We start from the raw sequence: 26,428 nt of genomic DNA, 5'->3' as shown, positions 1-26,428 counted from the left end.
AAATTTCTTATTTATTAATTAAATACTCATTAATAGCTTTAGCAACTTCTAATCCTTCCCTAATTGCCCACACTACTAATGATTGACCTCTTCTTGCATCTCCACAAGTAAAGATATTTTGAACATTAGTTTTAAAATCACCATATTCAGCACTTATATTTCCTCTAGAATTAATAGATACATCAAAGGTATTCTTAATTGTTTCTTCTGTTCCAAGGAAGCCCATTGCAAGTAAAACTATATCTACCTTTATTATTTCTTCACTACCTTCAACTTCTTTAAAAATAACTTTTCCATTTTCGTCTTTTATACATTGAATCTTAACTATCTTAGCTTCTTTTAGATTGCCTTGAGAGTCACTTATAAATTCTTTAACACTTGAACAATATCTTCTAGGATCCTCACCAAAGATTTCAATAGCTTCTTCTTGACCGTAGTCTACTTTTAAGATTCTTTTCCATTCAGGCCAAGGATTAGTTACTTGTCTCTTTAATGGAAGTGAATCTGTTATTTCAAGCTGAATGATATTATTACATCCTTGTCTTATTGCAGTAGCAACACAGTCTGTACCTGTATCACCGCCTCCAATTACTAAAACATTTTTATTTTTTGCATCTATAAACTCTTCATTACTAATATTGTTATATACATTTTTAGTGCTACTTTTAAGATAATCCACTGCAAAATAAACACCATTAGAGCTTCTACCTGGAACTAGTAAGTCTCTTGGTTTAGTAGCACCAGTTGCTAATACTATAGAGTCATATTCATTTAAAACTTTTACTTTAAGTTTATCATCCTTAGAAACATCACTATTAGTATAGAAAGTGATCCCTTCTTCTTTTAATAAATTAATTCTATTTTGAACAACTTTTTTATCTAATTTCATATTAGGTATTCCATACATTAATAGGCCGCCAGCAGCATCTTCTCTTTCATATACATCTACAATATATCCATATCTATTTAAATAGAATGCTGCAGATAAACCTGATGGACCTGATCCAATAATAGATACCTTTTTATTATTTCTATACTGAGGAGGATTGGCTTTCACTTTTCCTTCCTCCATTGCCTTATCAATAATATACCTTTCATTTTCCTTTATGCTTACAGCTGGTGCATTTAATGCTAAAGTACAAGAAGATTCACAGGGAGCTGGACAAACCCTTCCTGTGAACTCAGGAAAAGGATTTGTCTTAAGGAGTCTTTGTAATGCTAATTCTAGATTATCCCTATATATTAAATCATTAAATTCCGGTATTAGATTATTTAATGGACATCCAGATACCATTCCTTTTAATAGTAAACCTGATTGGCAAAATGGAATTCCACAATCCATACATCTTGATCCTTGAATTTTTTGTTCTTCCTTAGAGAGCAATGAATGAAATTCATTGTAATGTTCAATTCTCTTTTTAACTAATTCGTTATTTCCTACTTTTCTTTCGAATTCTAAAAATCCTGTTGGCTTTCCCATTACATTTCACTCCTTTCATAAAAGGCTTTTAGTAAAGCATCTTCATAATTTAAACCTTCAGCTTCTTTTTCTTCAATTAACCCTAAAATAGCCTTATACTCAGATGGTATTATTTTTATAAAATTCCTTTGCTCTATATTAAAATTTTCTAAAATTTCTTTACCAGTTTTAGAGTCAGTTTCTAGTACATGCTCATAAATTAGAGTTTTCAATTCTTTTAAGTCTTTTGAATTTAGTTCTTCAATCTCAATTAATTCTTTATTAATTTTATTATTTAATTTATTTTCTTTGTTATAAATATAAGCTACTCCACCACTCATTCCAGCAGCTATATTTACTCCGCAATGACCTAAGATTACAACTTTTCCACCAGTCATATATTCAAGAGCATGATCTCCTACGCTTTCAACTACAGCAGTTGCTCCAGAATTTCTAACACAGAATCTTTCACCTGCTCCACCTGCAATAAATGCCTTACCAGATGTAGCCCCATATAAGGCAACATTACCTATTATTACGTTATCTTTACCCTTTTGTAGATTAGGAGTATTATTTTTAACTACAATTTTCCCACCAGATAGACCCTTTCCTAAATAGTCATTACAGTCTCCAGTTACCTTTATTGTAATTCCTTTAGGGATAAAGGCTCCTAAGCTTTGACCTCCAAAGCCAGTACATTTAATCTTAATAAAATCATCTTTAAACAATCTATCTGAATAATTAGAAGTAATATATGAGCCTAATAAAGTTCCAAAAGTTCTGTCTGTATTACTAATAACTAAGCTTAAGTTAATTTGTTCACTAGTTTCAATTTTTTCTTTTATATAAGGAATTAGTACCTTTCTATCTAAAGTATTATCTAATTCTTCTTTATATAATTGATTGAATTTATTATCTTCTTTAAAGAAAATAGGTTCATTTACTAATATAGAAGATAAGTCTATTTTATTTCTCTTATAACCTTTAATATACTCTTTTTGCTTTAATAAATTAAATTTTCCAACCATTTCATCAATAGTTCTGAATCCAAGCTTAGCCATATATTCTCTTAACTCCTCTGCTATAAATAGCATAAAGTTTACTACATATTCAGGCTTTCCACTAAACCTCTTTCTAAGTTCTTTGTTTTGAGTTGCTATTCCTACTGGACAAGTATCCAAGTTACATACTCTCATCATTACGCAACCTAAAGAAACTAAAGGTGCAGTTGCAAAGCCAAACTCCTCTGCTCCTAGTAAAGCAGCTATAGCAACATCTCTACCTGTCATAAGCTTACCATCAGTTTCAATCTTAACTCTATCTCTTAAACCATTTAATATTAATGTTTGATGAGCTTCTGCAAGTCCAAGCTCCCATGGTAAGCCTGCATTTTGGATGGAAGTCTTCGGAGATGCTCCAGTACCTCCATCATGTCCAGATATTAAAATAGTATTAGCACCTGCCTTAGCAACCCCACTTGCAATAGTCCCAACACCTGCCTCTGAAACAAGTTTTACAGAAATCTTAGCCTTTTCATTTGACTGTTTTAAATCATATATTAACTGAGCTAAATCTTCTATTGAATATATATCATGATGAGGTGGCGGAGAAATTAATCCAACTCCTGTAGTTGAGCCTCTAGTTTTAGCTATCCATGGATATACTTTATTACCAGGAAGTTGTCCACCTTCACCAGGTTTTGCACCTTGAGCCATTTTAATTTGAAGTTCATCAGCATTAACTAAATATTCTGAAGTCACTCCAAATCTGCCTGATGCTATTTGCTTAATAGAAGATCTTCTAAGATCGCCATTTTTATCTACCTTAAACCTATCACTATCTTCTCCACCTTCACCAGTATTAGACTTTCCACCAAGTCTATTCATTGCAATAGCTAAAGCTTCATGGGCTTCTTTTGATATAGATCCATAAGACATAGCACCTGTTTTGAATCTCTTAACTATTGATAATGCACTTTCTACCTCTTCTAAAGGAACTGGACTATTAATATAATTAAAATCTAATAAACTTCTAATAGTAATATAATTTTCTTCACCATCTATAAGCTTTGAATACTCCTTAAATAAATTGTAATCTCCAGTTCTTGTAGCTTGTTGCAATTTATAAATAGTTAAAGGATTATAAAGATGCTCTTCTTTATCTTGTCTATATTTATCATATCCACTTGAATCTAATGAAAATTCAAAGTTTACTTTACTAGGTTCAAATGCACTTTTATGCCTTAATAAGTATTCTTCCTCTATTTCAGCTATAGTTAATCCTTCGATTCTGCTAACTGTATTTGTAAAGTATTTATCTATAACAGCTTTACTAAGACCAACAGCTTCAAATATTTGAGCACCTCTATAAGATTGAATTGTAGAAATACCCATCTTAGATATAATCTTAACTAAGCCTTTCACAATTGCCTTATTATACTTTTCAACTGCAGTATCATAATCCTTGTTAAGTAACTTATATTCCCTTAATCTATTTATACCTTCATAGGCTAAATATGGATTAACTAATATAGCTCCATAACCAATCAATGTTGCAAAATGATGAATTTCTCTAGGTTCCGCACTTTCAATTACTAAATCAATATTACTTCTAATTCCTTTTCTTATTAAATAATGATGAACTCCTGCTAATGCTAATAAAGATGGAATAGCAAAGGTTTCTTTGTCTGCTCCTCTGTCGCTTAATATAATAATGTTAAATCCACTATTGTAAGCTTGTTCTATATTACTCATTAATTTATTTAAAGCTTCTTCTAAATTACTATTGTTATAAAGAATACTTACAACCTTAGTTTTAAGATTTATTTTATTTAAATATTTAATCTTTGCTAAATCCTCATTGCTAATAATAGGTGAAGAAAATTTTAAATGAGGTAAGTTATCCTTAAATTCACCTAGTATATTTCCATACCCACCTAAATATACAGTTGTAGAAACTACTATATCTTCTCTAATAGCATCTATAGGTGGGTTTGTAACTTGGGCAAATAATTGTTTAAAGTAATTAAATAACAATACAGATTTATTAGATAATACAGGAAGAGGTGTATCTATTCCCATAGCACTTAATGATTCTTCTCCATTTTCACTCATAGGTAATATAGTATTTTTTAAATTTTCAAATGAATAATCGAATATTTTAAACAATTCATCTATTTTCTTATTTGAATACTGTTCAATATTAGCGCTAGCATCTAAATTTAAATCTTCTATTTTAATTACATTATCATTAATCCACTGCTGGTAAGGATGTTTATTATAATACTTTTCTTTTAATTCAGAATTTCTTATAAACTTTCTATTTATAGTATCTACTAATAAAATATTACCTGGAGTTAATCTTCCTTTTTCCACTATATCTAAGGGATCAATATTTAATGCACCAACTTCAGAAGATAAAATAAGATTATTATCCTTAGTTATATAGTATCTTGCTGGTCTTAATCCATTTCTATCTAAAGTTGCACCCATAACATCCCCATCAGTGAAAACTATGGACATAGGTCCATCCCATGGTTCCATTAAAGTTGCATTATACTCAAAATATGCCTTTTCATCTTCTTTAATAAGCTCATTTTTTTCCCACGGCTCAGGTACCAGCATCATTATTGCTTCTTCTATACTTACACCATTCATAATCAAAAATTCTAGTGTATTATCTAAAATAGCTGAGTCTGAACCTTCACTGTTAATTATGGGTAAAACATTGCTTAATTCATCTTCTAAAACCTTTGATTTTAAACTACCTTCCCTTGCATATAAACTATTAATATTACCTCTTAAAGTATTAATTTCACCATTATGAATTATATATCTATTAGGGTGAGATCTCTTCCAGCTTGGAACTGTATTTGTACTATATCTAGAGTGAACCATAGCAATAGCTGAAACTACTTTAACATTAGATAAATCTAAGTAGAAGTCCCTTAACTGACTTGCTAACAGTAGACCTTTATATACTAAAGTCTTAGAAGAAAGAGATGAAATATACACATCTAAATTTTGTGTTTTCTTTTCAAATCTTCTTCTTAAAATATATAGCTTTCTTTCAAAATCTTTATTGTCACTTATATTATTGGGCTTTTCAATTATTACTTGCTTAATTATGGGCATAGATTTCAACGCCTTTTCACCAATGACTTCTTTATTAATAGGAACATCTCTCCAGCCTAATATATTAAGACCTTCTTCTTTGGACAATGAAGTAAATTCACTTATTGATTCTTCTAGTTTTTTTGAAGAAGGAGGAAGGAAGAACATTCCTATAGCATAATCTCCTTCCTCAGAAAGTTCTATGCCTAGATTTTTTAATTCTTCCTTAAAAAAGTTATGAGGAATTTGTATTAATAAACCTGATCCATCACCTGTTTGTCCATCAGCATCTATACCGCCTCTATGCTCTAAATTCACTAATATATCTAGGGCATTTTTAATAGCTTTATGATTTTTTTTACCATCTATATTTACTATAGCTCCAATTCCACATGCATCATGTTCAAAGGAGCTCCTATATAATCCTATATCTTTATGCAATGTTATTCCTCCCTTCAAAGTCTGTAATTATCTAAAATATCTTTAGAGTAAGCTACCATTTTCATCCCTAAGTCCATACTATTTTTTTGTATATGTCTAAAGGCTTCTTCTTCATCCATATGAAGTTCTCTCATTACTATCCCTTTAGCTTTTTCTATTATCTTTCTTTCACTTATCTTTTCTTCTAAATTATGAACTTTATCCTTAAGTTTCCTTACCCTTCTTTCACTTTGATAAATCATATCTAATGAATTTACGAGCAAGGTATTATTTATTGGACTTGATATACAAAAAATATCTGTTTCCTCCTGAACAATGGACTTATAAGGTTCATTTACGATAGCAAGGAAGCTACATTCATCGCCTATAGTTTCATAAATACTAATTAAATTCATATCTTTAAACTTGTATCCACTAATGACTATAGATGGTGAAAATTGTTTTATAGCTCTAATTAGTTCATTTCCATAAGTACATATAGCTAACACATTATAGCCATTACTAATTAATATAGCTTTAATTTTCTCTCCTATTTCTTCTTTGCTTAGTGCAACTATAACATCTATTGTCATTTACATTGCTCCCTTACTAGTAAATTAATATTGACTTAAATAGTTATCTATTTCCCATTGATGAACTTTAGTTCTATAATCGTCCCACTCTGCTGTCTTAGCTTTAATATAATTATTAAATGTATGCTCTCCTAAGGTTCTTCTTACTAATTCACTTTCTTCCATATATCTAATAGCTTCTTCTAAGGTTCCTGGTAAACTATCTATTCCTTCTTCTGCTCTTTCTTCTAATGTCATCTTAAATATATTTTTTTCTATACTTGCAGGTGGTTGTAAATTATTCTTAATTCCATCTAAACCAGCAGCTAGAAGACAAGCTAGTACTAAATACGGATTTGCACTTGGATCTGGACATCTTAATTCAACCCTTGTCCCATTCCCTCTGGTAGCAGGTACTCTTATTAATGGACTTCTATTCTTAGCTGACCATGCTATATAAACTGGTGCTTCATATCCTGGTACTAATCTCTTATATGAGTTTACTAATGGATTAGTAATAGCTGAAATACCCTTAACATGCTTAATTAATCCTGCTATAAAACTATATGCAGTACTACTTAATCCTAATTTATCATTTTCATCAACAAATGCATTTTTTCCATCCTTGTTTAATGACATATTAATATGCATTCCTGAACCGTTTATACCAAAGAATGGTTTTGGCATAAATGTAGCATAAACTCCATGTCTTTGAGATATTGATTTAACTACTAACTTAAAGGTCATTATATTATCTGCTGTTGTTAAAGCATCTTCATATTTAAAATCAATTTCATTTTGTCCATGAGCAACTTCATGATGAGATGCTTCTATTTCAAATCCCATATCCTCTAATATTAAGGATATATCTCTTCTTACATTTTCACCAGCATCTAAAGGACTTAAGTCAAAATAACCAGCCTTGTCTTGAGTCTTTAATATTGGCTCTCCATATTCATTAGTATCTAATAAGAAAAATTCACATTCAGGTCCAACATTCGTCGTATACCCTAAATCTCTAGCTTCCTTAAGAACTTTTCTTAAAATATTTCTTGGATCTCCTTCGAAAGGATCTCCTTCTGGTGTATATATATCACAGATTAATCTTGCAACTTTTCCTTGTTGAGGTCTCCATGGGAAAATAACAAAGCTATCTAAATTTGGTCTTAAATACATATCTGATTCTTCTATTCTTACAAATCCAGAAATTGATGAGCCGTCAAACATCATTTGATTATTTAAAGCCTTTTCCAGTTGCTTATCTGTTATAGCAACATTTTTTAACGCCCCAAGTATATCAGTAAATTGCAACCTAATAAACTTAACTCCATTTTCTTGTACTAATTTTATAATATCTTCTCTTGAATATTTTGACATAATACCTGCCCCCTTAAATTTTTATAAAAAAAGGGCGCACAATAGAAAACCAATCTATTGAACGCCTTTGTTCTTAACTATTTTTTACCATTATATTATTATTATCGCTGTTTTGCAATAGGAAATCTAAAAAAATTCAAAATATTTATAAATCTATTATTATTTTCTGTATTTATTTACGAATCTAGTTATTCTCTTTATTGCTTCAATTAAGTCCTCTGTTGAAGAAGCATAACAAGCTCTAATAAAGCCTTCTCCACATTCTCCAAAAGCATTACCTGGAACAGCTAGTACTTTTTCTTCTATAAGTAACTTTTCACAAAAGTCATCTGAACTCATTCCTGTAGACTTAATACATGGGAATACATATAATGCACCTAATGGTTCAAAACATTCTAGCCCCATTTCTCTAAAGCCATTAACTAGTATTCTCCTTCTTCTATTATATTCACGAGCCATTTCACTTACGCTATCATCTCCATTTTTTAAGGCTTCAATAGCTGCAAATTGTGCAGTTGTTGGAGAACACATTATAGCATATTGGTGTATCTTTTTTAATGCGTCTATAAGTACAGGATGTCCACAAACATAACCTAATCTCCAGCCTGTCATAGCATAAGCTTTAGAAAAACCATTAATAACTAGAGTTTTATCCTTAACTTCTTCAAAAGATGCAATTGAATAATGATCCTTATCGTAAGAAAGCTCAGCATATATTTCATCAGAAATTATTATTATATCCCTATCTTTTAAAACTTCAACAATTCCTTTTAATTCTTCCTTAGTCATAATAGCACCTGTAGGGTTATTAGGGAAAGGAATTATTACAACCTTAGTCTTAGGTGTAATTGCTGCTTCAAGGAGCTCAGGAGTAAGTTTAAACTCATCTTCCTGTCTTAAGTTAATAGTTACCGGTGTTCCTCCACAGAAGGTTGTACAGCCTTTATATGCGACGAAACTAGGTTCCGGTATTATAACTTCATCTCCAGGGCCTACAAGAGCCCTTAGAGCTAAATCTATGCCTTCACTTCCACCTACAGTAACTAAGATTTCATTGCTAGGATTAAATTTAAGATTAAATCTTCTGTCTAGGTATTTAGATATCTCTTCTCTTAATTCCATATATCCAGCATTTGAAGAATAATGTGTATGTCCTTTTTCTAAAGAGTATATACCAGCTTCTACTACATTCCATGGCGTAATAAAGTCAGGTTCTCCTACCCCTAAAGAAATTACATCTTCCATTTCATTTATTAAATCAAAATACTTTCTAATACCAGATGGTGGCATATTTCTAACATTATCTAGTATCATATTCTCCATTATCATATAAATATAGCCTCCCTGCCTTCAATCTTTCTTTCCTTGAATATTGTTCCATGATCTTTATACTTCTTTAATACAAAGTGGGTAGCAGTACCTGTTACATATTCCTGAACTGCAAGCTTTTCAGACACGAATAATGCTACTTCCTTCATAGTTTTACCTTCTACTATCACTGTTAAATCAAAGCCACCAGATGACATCAAATAGCAAGCTTTAACTTCTTTAAACTTATATATTCTTTCTGCAACCTTATCAAAGCCTACTCCTCTTTGTGGCGTAATTTTTACTTCAATTAAGGCTGTTACTGTTTCCTTACCTGTATTCTCCCAATTTATTAAAGTAGTGTACCCGGCTATTATATTTTTCTCTTCATAGTCAGTTATGGCTTCTCTAACTTCCTCTACAGTTTTGCCAGTCATTAAGGCAATTTCTGCATCACTATACCTACTATTTTTTTCTAAGACTTCTAAAATTTCATCCACTTTCATTACCTCCATATAAAAAAATAAATCCTCCATCCCTAAAATAAGGGACGAAGGATAACTTCCGCGGTACCACCCTAATAAGTAATTATTAATTACTCACTCAGCTGAATATATTTATTCAATCTCTATAACGGGAGACAACCGTCATTATCTAATTAAGAAATTAATTCTTATTTTTCAATAAGCAATTCAAAGGCTGCTTCAAAAAACATATCATACTAAATTCCCACCATACTTTAGCTCTCTTTGATGCATAGTTAATTTACTCTTCCTTATCACTATCTTTAAGTATCATTTTTTATAATTATAATAATAAAATCAATAAACTTCAATAGTTTTTCTAAAATTATGCATAATTTTCTAAATAATATATTTTACTATAATAAAAATCAACCTTTTACTTGTATATCTTTTAAGTTTAATAATATATATTTAAATTTACTATTAAATTAAAACAAAAAAGTCCCCCTATCTAAAATAAAGGGACTAAAAAATTTATTTTAGTAATTTGGAACAAATTACATCCTTAATTATTCATTTTTAATTATTCATTATCAATTTTATAACGCTTCCCCTACTAATGAGAAAGGTTGAGCTCTAACTATTTTTACATTAACTAAGTCACCAGCTTTTATATTTTCTCCAGTGAAGTTAACTAATTTACCATTTCTAGTTCTTCCAGTAAATTTAGTTTCATCATTTTTGCTAAATCCTTCAACTAGAACTTCTGTTACTTTGCCTTCAAATTCTTTATTTTTCATAATAACACTTTCGTTAACTGCCTTAACAAGTCTATCAAATCTATGATGCTTATCTGCATCAGGAACTTGATTTAACATCATATCAGCTGGAGTGTTATTTCTTCTTGAATAGATAAATGTAAATGCTGAATCATATTGAACTTTTTGAACTAAATCTAATGTATCTAAGAAGTCTTCTTCCGTTTCTCCTGGGAAACCAACTATAATATCTGTAGTTAAAGAAACTCCAGGTATTTCTTTTTTAATTAATTCAACTAACTCAAGATAAGATTCTTTTGTGTAATGTCTATTCATCTTTTTAAGTATTCTATTTGATCCACTTTGTACAGGTAAATGAATTTGCTCACAAAGCTTATCACATTCTTTAATAGCATAAATAACATCCTTATTTAAATCCTTTGGATGAGAAGTCATAAATCTAACTCTTTCAAGACCTTGAACTTCATTAATTTTTCTTAAAAGTTTAGCAAAATCAATATCTTCTTCTAAGCCTTTACCATATGAGTTAACATTTTGACCAAGTAATGTTACTTCTTTATAACCCTTAGCAACTAAATCTTCAATTTCCTTTATTATATCTTCTGATTTTCTACTTCTTTCTCTTCCTCTAACATAAGGAACCACACAATAAGTACAGAAATTATTACATCCATACATTATTGTAACAAAAGCTTTAACTGAACTTTCTCTATCTATTGGAACACCTTCAATTATTTCTGTTTCTTTATTAAAGATTTCCTTTACTTGTACTCCCTCAGTTTTAACTCTATTTAAGTACTCTGGGAACTTATAGGCATTATGAGTTCCAAAGATTATGTTGACATGAGGGAACTTACTTAATATTTTATCAGCCATACCTTCTTGTTGCATCATACAACCACATACAGCAACTATTAATTCTGGCTTCTTCTTCTTTAGATGTTTAAGCTCTCCTAAATTACCAAAAACCTTATTTTCTGCATTTTCTCTAACGCAGCAAGTGTTAAATATAATAATATCTGCATCCTTTATATCAGTACTTTTACTATAACCAATACTTTTAAGCATTCCTGAAAGCTTTTCTGAATCTTCTTCATTCATTTGGCAGCCCCAAGTTTCAATAAAGTATTTTAAATCTTTCATTTCTTCCTTCATCAGTAATCTCCTTTTATAGAACTATTTCTCCAATAATATTATAATAAAAAAGGGGTAGAAAAACTACCCTATTTTTATCTTTCCCATACTAATACCTTATTTTCATCTAGAAAACCTATTTTTCTATATAAGTTTATTGCTTTTATATTATCTGAATCAACCCTTATATATAAATTATCTATTCCATAATTTTTAGCATACTCAATCATCTCATTAAGAAATAGATTTCCAAATCCAAGCCCTCTATATTTACTTACTATCCCAAAATTAACTATAGTAAACATAGACCTATTATAAATAATTTGCCCATATCCAACATATTCGTTATTTAATATAGCAAAGATACATAATTCATTAATATAATAATCTTGAGCCATATCTGCATAGATATCCTCAGTATTTAAAGGGAGTCTATTCCATTGTTCAAAAATATCATTTTGGATATCACATCTTAAAATTTCATCTTTTCCAGGTTCAAAAATTCTAGTATAAAAGTTTATTGTATTATTTAATCTCAATTTAAACTTTACTTCTTTTATATATTCGTCTTTTTTATCTTCATAAGTTTTAAGATTTAACTTTAATAATAAAGTATATTTCTTTTTAGTAAAACCAAGAGATTCTAATACAATAGAATTTTGAAGTGTATCTAATGCTTCGTAAGAAAGTAGGTTATTATTAAAAATACTTAAAATATTTTTATTAAGTAAACCCATATACTTAAAATCTATATATAAAGCCCATACCTTTGTATATTTACTTGAAGTACTTTCATACCAAATATAACCTATATATATTTCATTAACTTTAATTAATCTTATAGACTTTCTATATAAGAACTTTATTAAAAAGTTTTGACTATCATAAGATTTAAAAAAGTCTTTATTATAATTAGTTTCTTCAAAATTTTTACTATATATCTCTTTAAAAATATCCATATTGTGCAAAGTTAACTTCTCAAGCATACCAAATACCCCTTTTTGTCTATATAATAAGTATAATTCTCATACAATATAAAGGTCAATATTATAGGCCTAAATAAATAAGACACACATAACAATTTATGTGCGTCTTTAAAAATATATTACTCAGCGTCTCTTATGCTTAAAGCAATTTTCTTATTTTCTGCATCTACAGAAAGAATTATAGCCTTAACTTCATCACCAATATTTAATACATCAGCAGGGTTATTAATTCTTTCATTAGTTATTTTAGAAATATGAACTAACCCATCAACACCTGGTTCTAATTCAACAAAGGCACCAAAGTCACTTATTCTAACAACCTTACCTAATACAGCTGAACCTTCTGGGTATTTTTCTTCTATGTTGCTCCATGGTTCTGGAGTTAATGCTTTAATACTTAAAGAAATTCTATTTTTTTCTCTATCAGCTTCAATAATCTTAACATCAATTATATCGCCTTTCTTTAAAACACTTTCAGCATTTTTTACATGACTCCATGAAATTTGAGATAAATGAATTAATCCATCTACTCCATTTATGTCTGCAAAAGCACCAAAGTCTGTAAATCTCTTAACTTCAGCCTTTACTACTTCTCCAACTTTGATATTTTCCCAAGCTGCATCTTCAACTACTTTTTTAGCTTCTTCTAAAATTACTCTCTTGGATGCAACAACCTTTGAAGGGTTTTCAATAGAAAAATCTATTAATCTTACTTCAAGTTCTGTACCTTTAAGGTTGCTTCTATCCTTTGCATATCTTATATCTACTTGAGAAGAAGGAACAAAAATTCTAACTCCCTTGTAGTATCCTATTAAACCTTTTTCTATTACATCTTTAATTCTAATAGTAAAGGTTTCTTTATTATTAAACTTTGCTTCTAAATCATTTAAAGTAGCTTTCTTTTCATATTCAAGTCTAGAAAGAACTACATTTCCATCTTCATTTCTAAGTTTAATAACCTTTGCTGTAATTTCATCTCCAACTTTAATTGATTCTAAATATGAAGATAAATTTTCTTCAGAAGTTAACTCTTTAAAAGGTATTACTCCGTCAAGTTTATATCCTGATAATGATACTATAACTTCATCTCTTCCTATAGATAGAACTTCACCATTGATTTCATCACCAATTCTAAATCTTCTATCCATTTCTTCCATTAGCTTTAATTGATCTTCCATGTTAATTTTTCCCCTCCATAATATCAATTACTTCTTTTATAATCCAGTCAGGAGTAGATGCACCTGCAGTAATCCCAACAGTCTTATCTTTATTAGATTCAATAAATTCTTTGCTAAGTTCCTTAGCATTTTCAATATGGATTGTATTCGGACAATTATCCTTTGATATTTGATACAACTTAGTTGTATTAGAACTATTTCTACCGCCAATAACTATCATTGTTTCAACTTCTCTTGATAATTCATTAGCGCTTTTTTGTCTAACTTCTGTAGCTGAACAAATAGTGTTAAAAGCTAATAGTTCTTTGGATTTAGAAGATAAATTGCTTACTGTTTTTTTCCAAGTCTCTTCTTTTTCTGTAGTTTGAGATACAACACATATCTTTTTAGGTAGTTTTTTATCAAAGTCTCCATCTTTAGTAATTATGGCACTATTATTACACCATCCATTAATTCCAACTACTTCTGGATGCTTATCATCCCCAAGTATAACAATATTATATCCTAAATCGGAGTATTTATTGACTTTTTTATGAATATTAGTTACATATGGACATGTAGCATTAACTACAATTAGTCCTCTACTTTCAAGGCTATCTGTTACTGCCTTAGATACTCCATGAGATCTAATTACAATAACATCACCTTCATTTAATTTATCTATTTCACTATAATCTATAGCGTAAATATTATTTTCCTCTAGGTACATAACTACATCGTTATTATGTATTAATGGCCCTAGTGTATATATTTTCTTATCATATTGTTTCTTAACCTTTATTGCTTCTTCAACTGCTCTTTGAACACCAAAGCAAAAACCTGCATTTTCTGCTAATAAAACTTTACTCATATCAATTCTCCTAAGCTTTTAATTACATATTATACTTTAAGTATATTATAAGATCTAAATAATAGACTATAGTACACTTAGATTCTTTTTGATACTTAAAGATATTTCTTTAACTACTTCATTGATAGAAAGCTTAGTTGTGTCTACCTCAATTGCATCATCAGCTTTTTTTAGAGGATCTACTTCTCTATTACTATCTAAATAGTCTCTTTTTATAATATCTTCAAGTATTGTAGAATAATCTACGTCTAATCCCCTATTTGTTAATTCCTTATATCTTCTTTCAGCCCTTGCCTCTGGAGTTGCTGTTAAGAAAAACTTAAACTTAGAATCCTTTAATACCACTGTTCCAATATCTCTACCATCCATTATAACATCAAATTTATTTGACATTTCTCTTTGTAATTTAACAAGTATCTCCCTTACTTCTTTAATAGAAGCATATTTAGATACTATTTTACTAATTTCAGGCATAGTAATTCTATCTTGTATATTTTCCCCATTTAAAATTAAATCATCATTTTCGAACTTCATTTCAAAAGTACTAATTAAACTGCATAAAGCATCAATATCTTTATCCCCTATATTGTTCTCTTCAGCTTTTAAAGCTACTGCTCTATACATCGCTCCAGTATTGATATACATTAAATCAAATTCCTTTGCAACTAACTTAGCAATTGTACTTTTACCTGCCCCCGCTGGTCCATCTATAGCAACTGATAATCTCAAAATAGTACTCCACCTTTCGTATATGAAAAACATTTCATATAAATTATAATATTATTATTAATTATAAACAAGTTATTTCAATATATGTTTCAATAAATAATCTACATTTTAAGTATTTGTGCTGTTTTAAGTTAAAAATAGTTTTAAAAGTAAAGTAAATTAACTGAAAACATATATAGTTAATTTTTATATAAGTTGATTTTGTAATTATCTAACTAATAATTTTTACATATTAACTAAATTAATAAAATGTATAAACTTTATAGCAACTTATATATTACTTCCTGCTAAATAACCTGTTGATAATGCAATTTGCACATTGTATCCACCTGTATAGGCATCAATATCAATAACTTCTCCTGCAAAAGAAAGGTTATTGATTAATTTAGACTTCATTGTAGAAGGATCTATTTCCAATGTATCTACCCCACCTGAAGTTACTATTGCTTCTTCTATTGGTCTTAATTTTCTTATAGTCAATTTAATACCCTTTATTAAGCTAACTAAAGATTTTCTTTCTTCCTTTGTAATTTCGTTAACTTTTTTATTTTCATTAATATTAGATAAACTTATTATTATTGGAATAAGTTTTTTAGGAAATAAGTCATCTAAAGAATTTTTAAATTCTTTATTTATATATTTCTTAAAATCCTTCTGTACTCTTAAGTCTAGTTCTTCTAAAGTTAAAGCAGGCTTCAAATCTAAATAAATATAATACTTTAAGTCGTCATTAATATATCTAGAGGCTTTTAAAGCTAAAGGACCTGAAATTCCATAGCTTGTAAATAATACTTCACCCTGATCTTTATAAAGAGGTTTTTTCTTATCTATTTCATATAATGAAATTCCAATATTTCTAAGAGTTAATCCCACAATTTCACGTATCCAACTATTATTAAGCTCAATAGGAACTAATGATCCTTTAAGATTAGTAATCTTATGTCCAACTTTTTTAGAAAATTTTAATCCATCTCCAGTCGAACCTGTTAAAGGATATGATATCCCTCCAGTAGCTATAATATAATTATCTGCAGTTAAAATATAATTATCATTAACTTTAACACCATCAATAAGTGGGTTTTTGTAAATTATATCTGTAACCTTTGAATTAAGTCTAATATCTACTTTATTATTATTTAATTCCCTTAAAAGTCCTTTAATAATATCTGAAGACTTATCTGAGCTTGGAAAAACTCTACCTCCCCTTTCAGATTTAAGTCTTATTCCCTGTGATTCAAAAAAGTTTATAGTATCTTCATTTGTATAAGAGTATAATGCACTATATAAAAAATGAGGATTGCCAGGAATAAAATCAAAGAACTCTGAAATATCCTTACTATTGGTTACGTTACATCTTCCTTTGCCTGTAATAAATAGCTTCTTTCCAACCTTTTCATTGCTTTCAAGAAGTATAACTTCATTACCATCTTTAGCTGCTGTAATAGCTGCCATCATTCCTGCAGGACCTGCTCCAATTACTATTACTTTTTTCATATTCATCCTCCAATGCATTATTTTTTCTTAAGATAATATATCATTTAATAACTTTAATTACAACTTTTATTGTATAAAAATAGATGTATCAATCTTATAAAATAATTGATACATCTATTTAGTTAAATCCTTATGTAATTTTTAATTAAACTGTAGTAAGTGAGACTAAAATATAGAGTATTTTAATCTTCACCTACATTTCTATTATTATAAGAATATACATTGTATTCTTTCCAAATTGATTCAAGACTATTAAAAGTATTTGCTATACTTTGCTTCTCTCTCATTCCAACTGCAATTATTAATGCATTAATAACTGATAAAGGTGCAACTAAAGAGTCAACAAAGGAAGCCATATTGCTATGAGCAATTAATGAATAATCAGCCTTTGATGCAAGAGGTGATAAAAGACTATCAGTAATTGCAACTACATCAGCACCTCTACCTTGTGCAAAAGCTAAAGCATCAATAGTTCTAGAAGCATATCTTGGGAAACCAATACCTATAACAAGATCCCCTTCTTCAAGATTAATCATTTGCTCAAATATATCAGATATTCCATATCCAACAGTCTTAACATTTTGCAAAATAATATTTAAATAGAACCCTAAAAATTCTGCCAAGGCTGTCGAGCTTCTAAGTCCAATTATATATATTCTTTTAGCTTCAAATATTTTATTAACAACATCTTCAAAAGTATTATAATTTATCTTTTCTAGGGTAGCTCTTATATTTTCAATATCTGCTTTAAGAACACCTTTAAGTGCATAACCTTCACTTACGTAATCATTTGATAATTCTAATCTTTGAACTGTTGTTAGTTTGTTTTTAATTAATTCTTGAAGTGCTTTTTGAAGTTTTGGATAACCTGAAAAGCCAAGTTCATTTGCAAATCTTACTACTGTAGATTCTGAAACTCCAACTGATACTCCAAGCTTAGCTGCAGTCATAAAAGCAGCCTTATCATAGCTTTTTAAAATATACTCTGCAATTAATTTTTGTCCTTTGCTCAATCTTGGGAATTTTGATTGTATTATTTTCATTAAATCTTTTGAGTTATCATTAAGATTATTATCCATTCATATCCCTTCTTTTCATTTAAACTTAACAACTTATACTATTATACTATCATTTATTGAATAATCCAGCAATAATTATTTCATTTTTCTCTAAAAGCGAATAAAAACTTGTAGTGTTTTTATAGGTTGTCAATTTTATTTTTTCTCTACAATCACCATCATAGGTGAGATATCTTGCCTGTTTAGATAGGATTGCACCATAACTCCATACTTATTTTTAGGCAATTCTTTTAAATACTGTAAAATGCAAGTTTCTTCTATCTTACCTTCATTATGACCTCTATATATGCAAATAACCATCATCCCTCCACTATTAAGTAATTCAAGACCTAATTTAATACTTTCAAGTGAAGTTATATGATTAGTAGTTATATTTTTATCGCCACCAGGTAAAAATCCTAGGTTATATATTATACAATCTACTTTCGTATTAATATAAGTATTAAATAAATGATGAGAATCATTGATAACTTCAACATTTTCTATATTTTTTTCTTTATATTTAATACAAGGCTCCTCTTGAATATCAAAAGAATATACTTTAGAAAAAAATTCTGATAGAAAATCTGTGTCATATCCATTACCTAAAGTAGCATCAATAGCCACATCTTTATTTAATACATAGTTTTTTATAATATCATGTGATAAATCACTTATATTTCCAACATATCTATACATAATTACCTCAAAATTTTTTATAATGAATTTATATATTTAAGTTCCTCTTCAGTTAAATCTCTCCATTGGCCTTTTTTAAGATAACCAAGTTTTATATTACCAACTTCAACTCTTTTTAATGATAATACCTCGTGTCCTAAAGCTTCACACATTCTTCTTATTTGTCTATTCTTACCTTCATGGATTATAATCTCTACAACTGAATTAACTGAATTATTTTTCTTTTCTATATCTAAAAGTGTCATCTTTGCATCAGCTGTTATATATCCGCCAATATCAATTCCACTTTCAAATCTTTTAATTTCTTCTTTGCTAAACTCGCCTCTGCAAGTAGCAATATACTTCTTTCCTATATTAACTCTTGGATGAATTATTTTATTATAAATATCTCCATCGTTAGTAAGTAATATCAAACCTGAACTATCGTAGTCTAATCTTCCTATAGGATAAATTCTTTCTTCAACTTTAACTAAATCTAAAATTGTTTTTCGTCCCTTTTCATCCTTAACTGAAGTTATATAACCTTCTGGTTTATTAAGCATAATATAAAGTTTATTTTCTTCAGGCTTTATTATGTTACCTTTATATGTAACTGTATCTTTTTCAGGATCTATTTTGACACCAAGTTCAGAAACAATATTATCATTTATCTTAACTTCCCCACTTAATATTATTTCTTCGCATTTTCTTCTAGATGCAACACCACATCTAGCCATATATTTTTGTAATCTTTCTTCCATATATCTCACTCCGTACCTTTAATAAGCAATTAATATATAAGTTTTAATATCCTTTATTCTATTAATCTATACCTTTCACTAATTATCCATAAAGAATTATATTGCTTTTACATCTTATATAAAAATCAAATATCTATTTTCAATTTTGATATTTAACTTAAGTAGTTCCTTTATATTTTACTTTATTAAACTAATTAATTTAGATTATTAATTTAACCATATATATACTACTCTAGTATATATTTTTCTGCAATATGATTTTAGATATTAATGATATTTTATATTTTTAAGCAAAATAATATGGAGCTGCAAAATTACAGCTCCAATTAATTACTTTTTCAAACTAAATAACAATTCATCTATTCCTTCTTTTAATTGTTTTATCTTATCTTCACTAAAGTTCATATTACATAAGACTTTATTAGGAACATCTTTTGATTTCTCTTGCAATTCTCTACCTTTAGATGTAAGTTCTGCAAAAACTACTCTATCATCTTCTTTTGATCTATACTTTTCTATTAGTTCCATAAACTCAAGTTTCTTTAGAAGAGGTGTTAATGTTCCAGAATCCAAATGTAATCTATTACCAAGATGCTTAACTGTAGCTTTATTTTCTTCCCATAAGACAAGCATTACTAAGTATTGAGTATATGTTAATTTCAACTCATCTAAAATGGGTTTATATAATTTAATTATTTCCCTAGATACAGCATAAAGAGAAAAACAAATTTGGTTATCTAACTTTAAATTATCATATTTTGACACTTCATCACCTACATAACGTATTTGCTAAATATAATTTTATACAATTAATTTATTAACCTTTATGTTATCTCTTTTAACTTTTCTTGTCAATAACTTTAATTTACTAATTTAAAAGTCCTTTTTTAAATCCTTCTATAATATCTTCTATATCTTCTATACCTAAAGAAACTCTAATTAGAGTGTCAGTAATACCTAATTTTTCTCTTTCTTCCCTAGGAATAGCAGCATGGCTCATTTTTACTGGATAAGAAACTATAGTTTCTACAGCTCCTAGACTTACTGCCACAACTACATTTTCAACATTATTTAAGAAGTGCTTAGTTTGTTCTATATTTTTAAATTTAAAAGATAGTACAGCACCTGGACCAAATGATTGATTTTTATGAACTTCATAGTCCTTATGAGATTCAATACCAGGATAATATACTGCTTCTACAATTTCTTGCTCTAAAAGCCATTTTGAAAGTTCTAAAGCATTTTTTTGAGATTGATCCATTCTAATTTTTAAAGTTTTTAATCCTCTAGATACTAAATAACAATCTTGTGGTGATAAGATAGCACCAAATCCATTTTGAACTCTATATATTTCAGCTGATAATAACTTATCATTTGTAACTGCAAATCCTGCTATTACATCACTATGGCCACCAATAAACTTAGTTGCACTATGAACTACTATATCAACACCTAACTCTAAAGGTCTTTGAAGATATGGTGACATAAAAGTATTATCAACTATTGTAAGTAAGTTATGTTTCTTACCTAAATTTACTGCTTCCTTTAAATCAGTTATCTTTAACAAAGGATTCGATGGAGTTTCTAAATAAATTGCCTTAGTATTTTCTTTAATTTCTTTTTCTATATTTTCTATTTTACTAGTATCTACAAATGTAAACTCAATATTAAATCTATTAAAAAGCTTAGTTACAGCCCTATAAGTTCCTCCATATACATCTTCTGCTACAATTAAATGATCTCCTGCTGAAAATGTGCTAATAACAGAAGATATAGCTGCTATCCCAGAAGAAAATGCATAAGCATATTTACCACTTTCTAATCTTGCAAACTCTTCCTCTAAAGCATTTCTAGTTGGATTTCCAGATCTAGCGTAGTCATATTCTCCAAAATTATCTATATCAAATTGATGAAAAGTAGAGCTTTGATATATAGGTAATGTAACTGCTCCTGTATTTTTCTCTATAGTTTTTTCACTGTGTAATAACTTTGTTCCAAATTTCATATTACTCCCCCAATACTGATTTCAAATCATCTAATAAATCATTTATATTTTCTATTCCAACAGACAATCTTAATAATCTTTCATCTACTCCAAGTCTTTGCTTAAGATCATTTGGCATATCTACATGAGTTTGTGTATATGGATAGGTAATTAAAGTTTCAACGCCACCTAAGCTTTCAGCAAATGAAATCACTTCAAGTTTTTTTAGTAACTTTGCAACTAATGAAACTTTCTTAACCTTAAATGAAATCATTGAACCATAACCAGTAGATTGTATAATATTCACATCATAACCTTCATGATCTTCAAGACCTACATAATATACTTTTTCTATATTTTCGTTTCGTTTTAAATAATTAGCAATTAGAATAGCATTTTCTTGAGATTTATCAAGTCTTATAGATAATGTCTTTAACCCTCTTAATAGTAACCAAGAATCAAAAGCTGATAAAGTTGCACCTGTTGAGTTTTGAACTACTCTAAGCTTACTTATAATATCCTTATCATTTGCTATTAAAAATCCAGATAAAACATCATTATGGCCACCTAGAAACTTTGTACCACTGTGAATTACAATATCTGCACCTAATAATAAAGGCTTTTGAAAATAAGGAGTTAAGAATGTATTATCAACTATTAAAGTTAACTTGTTCTTCTTACATAAATAGCTTATATCAGAAATGTCACTTACTCTCATTAATGGATTAGAAGGAGTTTCTATAAATATAGCCTTAGTCTCATTTGTAATATCTTCTTTAATTCCATCTAAGCTAGTAGTATCTACAAAGGTAGATTTTATACCAAATACACTATAAATATCATTAAATAATCTAAAAGTTCCACCATAAAGATCCTCTGAAACTATAATGTGATCACCAGGTTTAAATAAATGAAAACATGCTGTTATTGCAGCAACTCCAGTAGAAAAAGCTAAGGCTTCTTTTCCTTCTTCTAAAAGGCAAATTGTCCTTTCAACTTCTTCTCTAGTTGGATTATTAGTTCTAGAATAATCATATCCAGTGCTTTTATTTAATTCTGGGTGCTTAAAAGTTGTACTTTGATAAATAGGATAGCTTATTGCACCAGTGACACTATCTCCTCCGCTTGCCCCTCTTACAGAGATAGTTTCAAATTGTAATTTCTTTTCGTTCATTGTGATTCCCCCTTTTATAAATAAAAAAAGAACTCTTCCAAAATAGAAAGAATTCTTAAATACAACTATATAATTGCATACTAGTTTTCTTATTTTTCAGATTAACTGTAGGATTTAGCACCACACAAATAAATACATAATTGTAGGTTGCCGGGTTTCATAGGGCCAGTCCCTCCACCACTCTTAATAAGAACTATTAGATTTTAAAACAATTATATTATATAAACTATTTAATTTCAAGTTTTTTCAAATAATTAATTTATGAATTTTCTTACATAATGATTATTTATGTAGAACTATTAAAAAAATTAATATACAATAAACCTTAGGATTATTTTTTGGAGGTTTCATTTATGAAGGATTTTATAAAAAAGTTTTTATTTAATAACTGGTTATATGTAGTAATGGTTTTAATAATACAAGGAAAATCTATGCTATTATTATCTATGCTTAGAACGGAGAATTCTTCTAGCATAAATTTTGCAACAATGTATTTTGGAGTTCCTGCTATAGGTGCTCATTTGCTTGTAATTGCATTTATCTTTAGCATAATGTTCTTATTTAAATATAAGGGTAAAATTAAATCTGCAATGATTTTAAATCTTATAATTACTTTACTATTTGTTGCAGATATATGGTACTACAGAGTAAATGGGACGTTTTTATCCCTAAGACACCTACTACATCCTGAGATTTTCAATCCAATTGGAAAGAGTTTGTTTAATTTTAGAGTAGTAGATTTATTATTCTTTATTGATTTCCTAGTGTTCTTTATACTATTTAAATTTGATAGAATTAGAGATTTTAAAGATGAATCCAAATTAAGCTTAAGAGCTATTAAAACTATAGTAATTGCAGGATTAACCTTAGGAATTGTTTTACTTTCTCATTATGTAATAGATATTAAAGGACTAATTCCTGGGCAATCCTTTTTAAGATTATCTTGGGCACCATTTCAAAGCTTTAGTGATATGAGCCCTCTTGGATATCATGGTTATGATTTATTTTATTTTTCAAATAAAAATATAGATTTAACTGAAGAAAATATTAATGAGGTTGAAACTTGGCTTAACAATAATAAAGAAGATTTACCTGATAATGAGTACTTTGGACTTTTAAAGGATAAAAACTTAATAGCTATTCAAGTTGAATCTTTAGAAAACTTTGTTATTAATCAAAAAGTTAATGGACAAGAAATAACGCCAACATTAAATAAGCTATTAAAGAATAGTTTGTACTTTGATAATATATATGAGCAAAATAATTCAGGAACCAGTTCTGATGCAGATTTGATGGTTAATACATCTATTTTTCCTATAAGAAGTACAAGTACCTTCCCTACTTACCCATGGACTTCTTATAATAGCTTGCAAATGCTTCTTAATAATAAAGGATACAATACTATATCTACCCATGCTGAACTACCTGGTAGCTGGAACTGGGCAGAACCACATAAAGCATTTGAAGCAGATAAGTTATGGGATATATATGAGTTCGAGGAAGATGAGATTATAGGACCTGGATTATCAGATGAATCATATTTAAGACAAATATCTGAAAAATTAAAAACTGAATCAGAGCCTTATTACACTTTTATTGCAACATTAACTAGTCATGGTCCATTTGAAATACCTGATGATAAAAAGCTTTTAGACTTACCTAAGGAGTTAGATGAAAATATGTTAGGTGGCTACTTCCAAAGTGTAAGATATGCAGATGAAGCAATAAAATTATTCTTAGAAGAATTAGATAAAAATGGTCAATTAGATAACACAGTAATTATGATATATGGTGATCATGGTGGAGTTCATAAGTTCTATGAAGATGAAATTAAAGATGCCCCATTAAATGAAAACTGGTGGCAGGAAAATACTAAGGAAATACCATTTATAATTTATAATAAGGATATTAAGGCAGAAACTATATCAAAGGTTGGTGGTCAAACTGACTTCTTACCTACTATTTCATATTTACTAGGAGTAGATAGAAAAGATTTTGAAAATACTTCTATGGGACGAGTTTTAGTAAATACTAATAGAGATGCTGTTATCTTAAATGATGGAGAAATAAAAGGTACCCTAAAAGATGCAAATGAAGAGCAACATCTTAAAGATACATTTAAGATTGCTGATTATATAATTCAAGGGAATTACTTTAAGTTTCTTAATAAATAAAGTAAAATCACTATAGTTATTAAGAATTAAAAAATTAAAAAATGAGGAATTAAAGAACTTAACTTTTGAATTTTCTAAAGTTAAGTTCTTTAATTAAATTAACAATTATTCATTTAAATTATTAATTGTTAAAGGGGCTATCTTAGTGAGATAGCCCCTTTTTTATGTATTACCTTTTAAATTTTATGTAAGAAATTATAATAGTTATTATGCACCCTATGTATATAGAAATTGGTAAAATATTCGAATTACTATTATCATTATTCATTAGCAAATATTCATTTTCTTTATTATTTTCCAATATTGTACTATTATTATTCACCTTAGATTCTATGTTACTTTTGATATTATCATTTATTTCATTATCTATATTTTCATTATCAGCTAGTTTATCTTCTATAGAATTTTTGAAATAATCTACTACTTCAGTGTTATCTATATTTGAAAATACATCAAGAGATAATACATCACTATTATTTTTTATAGCCTCATAGTAAGATTTAATCCCACTAATATTTCCTTTAAATATAGGGTCTTTAGTAGCTTTTTCTTTTAATGTAAAATCTCCATTTTTAAAGCTGAAGTCTATATCTAATCTCAAGCCTTCAGCCATAGCAGTAACATTCTTATATATCCTTAGTAGCTCTGTTATCTTATAATCTTTAATGCTTTCTTTACCTTTAACATCATCAGAAATTTCTTTACCCTTATCTACAACCTCATCAATTTCTTCCCTACTTATATCTAAAGTATTAATATACTCAATTAAATTATCTATACTAAGATTATTCTCTAAAAGATTTGTAAATGAACTTGCAGAGGCACGTATTTTATCTCCAATTAGTATAACAGCAATTATAAAGACTACTATTAAAATCTTTTTACTATTTTTCATTGAGTCACCCCTTTATATACAGAGTATTCCCATTTTAGCAAAAAATAATCATTATAACTAAATTTCCATTGGAGAATAAAATAATTTATTTACATTATTTCCCAGAAAATAATTATATCTATATTTTTTATATGTACTATTGCCAATATATGGAGTATTATTAATATAAGATAAGGAGTGATGTAAGTTGTTAGTATACATATGTTGCGCTGGAGGGGCAACTTCTAGCCTATTTTGTTCTAAAATAAAAAAAGCATCTAATAAAGATAATGTTTTAGTAGATGATCTTATGACAATCCTAACTGATTTTAAAGAAATAAAAAACAAATATGAGTATATTCTTGCTTATGGTCCTGCTGGATTTATAAGAGACTCAGCTATAAGAGACTATGCTTTAGATAAAATAATTGATTTAATTTTAGTATGTCCACAAGTAAGGTACTTAGTTCCATCAATAAAGAAAGTTACAGAACCTTATAATATTTCTTGTGATTCCTTAGATATGAAGACTTTCGGAACAATGAATGGTGAAAAAGCCCTAAAAGATATAATAGAATTTGCATCAAAGTAAAAATTACAATAATATAAGTTAGCAGAAAGTATTAATCTTAACTAATAATCTTATATTATTGTAATCTTTCATATTTTTATGAACTATTAATTATCTATAATATTATTTATTTTAGCTTATAAGAGAATAACCTTAAAGAAGTTTAATATTATATTACACTTAACTAATATTTTAGCACTAAATTATATCTCCACTCCATTCATCTAAAGCTAATTTCACCGATCTTGTCATTTCCTTTGAAAAATCTGATTTCATCTTCATATTATAATGA

19 protein-coding genes, 1 pseudogene, 1 riboswitch and 1 other annotated feature are annotated in these 26,428 nt (G+C 28.5%); of the genes and pseudogenes, 2 read left to right on the top strand and 18 right to left on the bottom strand.

Annotation, left to right across the window (positions count from 1 at the left end; genetic code table 11):
• Positions 1–7: 7 nt before the first annotated feature.
• The 17 genes and pseudogenes from E5347_RS04835 to E5347_RS04755 form a co-directional block, all read right to left on the bottom strand.
• The gene (locus E5347_RS04835; RefSeq protein ID WP_136005143.1) at positions 8–1,480 is read right to left on the bottom strand and encodes a glutamate synthase subunit beta; all 1,473 of its coding nucleotides are present in this window, start codon (positions 1,478–1,480) and stop codon (positions 8–10) included.
• Positions 1,480–6,012, bottom strand: coding sequence for a glutamate synthase large subunit (gene gltB / locus E5347_RS04830; protein WP_243109721.1), 4,533 nt, complete (start codon positions 6,010–6,012; stop codon positions 1,480–1,482). Before gltB ends, E5347_RS04835 begins: the two co-directional genes overlap by 1 nt.
• Positions 6,013–6,026: 14 nt before the next feature.
• Positions 6,027–6,584: an ANTAR domain-containing response regulator gene (locus tag E5347_RS04825; RefSeq protein WP_136005141.1), complete on the bottom strand. Its 558-nt coding sequence runs from the start codon at positions 6,582–6,584 to the stop codon at positions 6,027–6,029.
• A gap of 24 nt (positions 6,585–6,608) precedes the next feature.
• On the bottom strand, positions 6,609–7,940 hold the full coding sequence (gene glnA / locus E5347_RS04820; RefSeq protein ID WP_136005139.1) for a type I glutamate--ammonia ligase: 1,332 nt from the start codon (positions 7,938–7,940) through the stop codon (positions 6,609–6,611).
• Between the two features lie 159 nt (positions 7,941–8,099).
• On the bottom strand, positions 8,100–9,269 hold the full coding sequence (locus tag E5347_RS04815; RefSeq protein WP_136005138.1) for an aminotransferase class I/II-fold pyridoxal phosphate-dependent enzyme: 1,170 nt from the start codon (positions 9,267–9,269) through the stop codon (positions 8,100–8,102).
• Positions 9,266–9,748 (bottom strand): Lrp/AsnC family transcriptional regulator, encoded by a 483-nt coding sequence (locus E5347_RS04810; protein WP_136005136.1) that lies wholly within the window; start codon positions 9,746–9,748, stop codon positions 9,266–9,268. The genes E5347_RS04815 and E5347_RS04810 overlap by 4 nt, the downstream gene beginning before the upstream one ends.
• 43 nt (positions 9,749–9,791) lie before the next feature.
• Positions 9,792–10,039 (bottom strand) — a binding site (T-box leader).
• A gap of 272 nt (positions 10,040–10,311) precedes the next feature.
• Complete coding sequence (miaB, locus tag E5347_RS04805) at positions 10,312–11,646, bottom strand: tRNA (N6-isopentenyl adenosine(37)-C2)-methylthiotransferase MiaB (RefSeq protein WP_136005135.1); 1,335 nt, start codon at positions 11,644–11,646, stop codon at positions 10,312–10,314.
• Between the two features lie 74 nt (positions 11,647–11,720).
• Positions 11,721–12,611 (bottom strand): GNAT family N-acetyltransferase, encoded by an 891-nt coding sequence (locus tag E5347_RS04800; RefSeq protein WP_136005133.1) that lies wholly within the window; start codon positions 12,609–12,611, stop codon positions 11,721–11,723.
• Positions 12,612–12,730: 119 nt separating this feature from the next.
• Positions 12,731–14,639: pseudogene (locus E5347_RS04795) on the bottom strand (bifunctional 4-hydroxy-3-methylbut-2-enyl diphosphate reductase/30S ribosomal protein S1).
• A gap of 66 nt (positions 14,640–14,705) precedes the next feature.
• Positions 14,706–15,368: a (d)CMP kinase gene (gene cmk, locus E5347_RS04790; RefSeq protein ID WP_136005132.1), complete on the bottom strand. Its 663-nt coding sequence runs from the start codon at positions 15,366–15,368 to the stop codon at positions 14,706–14,708.
• Positions 15,369–15,638: 270 nt separating this feature from the next.
• Positions 15,639–16,862 (bottom strand): NAD(P)/FAD-dependent oxidoreductase, encoded by a 1,224-nt coding sequence (locus tag E5347_RS04785; protein WP_136005130.1) that lies wholly within the window; start codon positions 16,860–16,862, stop codon positions 15,639–15,641.
• A 182-nt stretch (positions 16,863–17,044) separates the two neighbouring features.
• On the bottom strand, positions 17,045–17,941 hold the full coding sequence (locus tag E5347_RS04780; RefSeq protein WP_136005129.1) for a MurR/RpiR family transcriptional regulator: 897 nt from the start codon (positions 17,939–17,941) through the stop codon (positions 17,045–17,047).
• A gap of 135 nt (positions 17,942–18,076) precedes the next feature.
• Complete coding sequence (locus E5347_RS04775; protein ID WP_136005128.1) at positions 18,077–18,619, bottom strand: tRNA (mnm(5)s(2)U34)-methyltransferase; 543 nt, start codon at positions 18,617–18,619, stop codon at positions 18,077–18,079.
• Positions 18,620–18,636: 17 nt separating this feature from the next.
• Complete coding sequence (locus E5347_RS04770) at positions 18,637–19,359, bottom strand: pseudouridine synthase (RefSeq protein ID WP_136005126.1); 723 nt, start codon at positions 19,357–19,359, stop codon at positions 18,637–18,639.
• A 330-nt stretch (positions 19,360–19,689) separates the two neighbouring features.
• A complete protein-coding gene (locus E5347_RS04765) occupies positions 19,690–20,124 on the bottom strand; it encodes a MarR family winged helix-turn-helix transcriptional regulator (RefSeq protein WP_136005125.1) in 435 nt (144 codons plus the stop codon).
• 103 nt (positions 20,125–20,227) lie between these two features.
• Positions 20,228–21,364, bottom strand: coding sequence for a trans-sulfuration enzyme family protein (locus E5347_RS04760; RefSeq protein WP_136005124.1), 1,137 nt, complete (start codon positions 21,362–21,364; stop codon positions 20,228–20,230).
• Position 21,365: 1 nt separating this feature from the next.
• Positions 21,366–22,517 (bottom strand): trans-sulfuration enzyme family protein, encoded by a 1,152-nt coding sequence (locus tag E5347_RS04755; RefSeq protein WP_136005122.1) that lies wholly within the window; start codon positions 22,515–22,517, stop codon positions 21,366–21,368.
• 86 nt (positions 22,518–22,603) lie between these two features.
• Positions 22,604–22,710, bottom strand: a riboswitch (SAM riboswitch).
• A gap of 160 nt (positions 22,711–22,870) precedes the next feature.
• On the opposite strand from E5347_RS04755, the gene E5347_RS04750 reads away from it, so the two are divergent.
• Positions 22,871–24,691, top strand: a complete 1,821-nt coding sequence (locus E5347_RS04750; protein ID WP_136005121.1) for an LTA synthase family protein — start codon at positions 22,871–22,873, stop codon at positions 24,689–24,691.
• 169 nt (positions 24,692–24,860) lie between these two features.
• On the opposite strand, the gene E5347_RS04745 is transcribed toward E5347_RS04750, so the two are convergent.
• Positions 24,861–25,586, bottom strand: a complete 726-nt coding sequence (locus E5347_RS04745) for a hypothetical protein (RefSeq protein ID WP_136005119.1) — start codon at positions 25,584–25,586, stop codon at positions 24,861–24,863.
• A gap of 187 nt (positions 25,587–25,773) precedes the next feature.
• Between E5347_RS04745 and E5347_RS04740 the strand changes: the two genes are divergently transcribed.
• Entirely contained in the window at positions 25,774–26,157 is a 384-nt protein-coding gene (locus E5347_RS04740; protein WP_136005118.1) for a PTS sugar transporter subunit IIB, read from the top strand.
• Positions 26,158–26,428: the final 271 nt, after the last annotated feature.

Source organism: Clostridium sartagoforme (assembly GCF_004794105.1).
In the GTDB taxonomy this organism is placed as follows: domain Bacteria; phylum Bacillota; class Clostridia; order Clostridiales; family Clostridiaceae; genus Clostridium; species Clostridium sartagoforme_B.
Note: the sequence above shows the minus strand (reverse complement) of the source record. Positions and strands in the feature narration are given on the sequence as shown.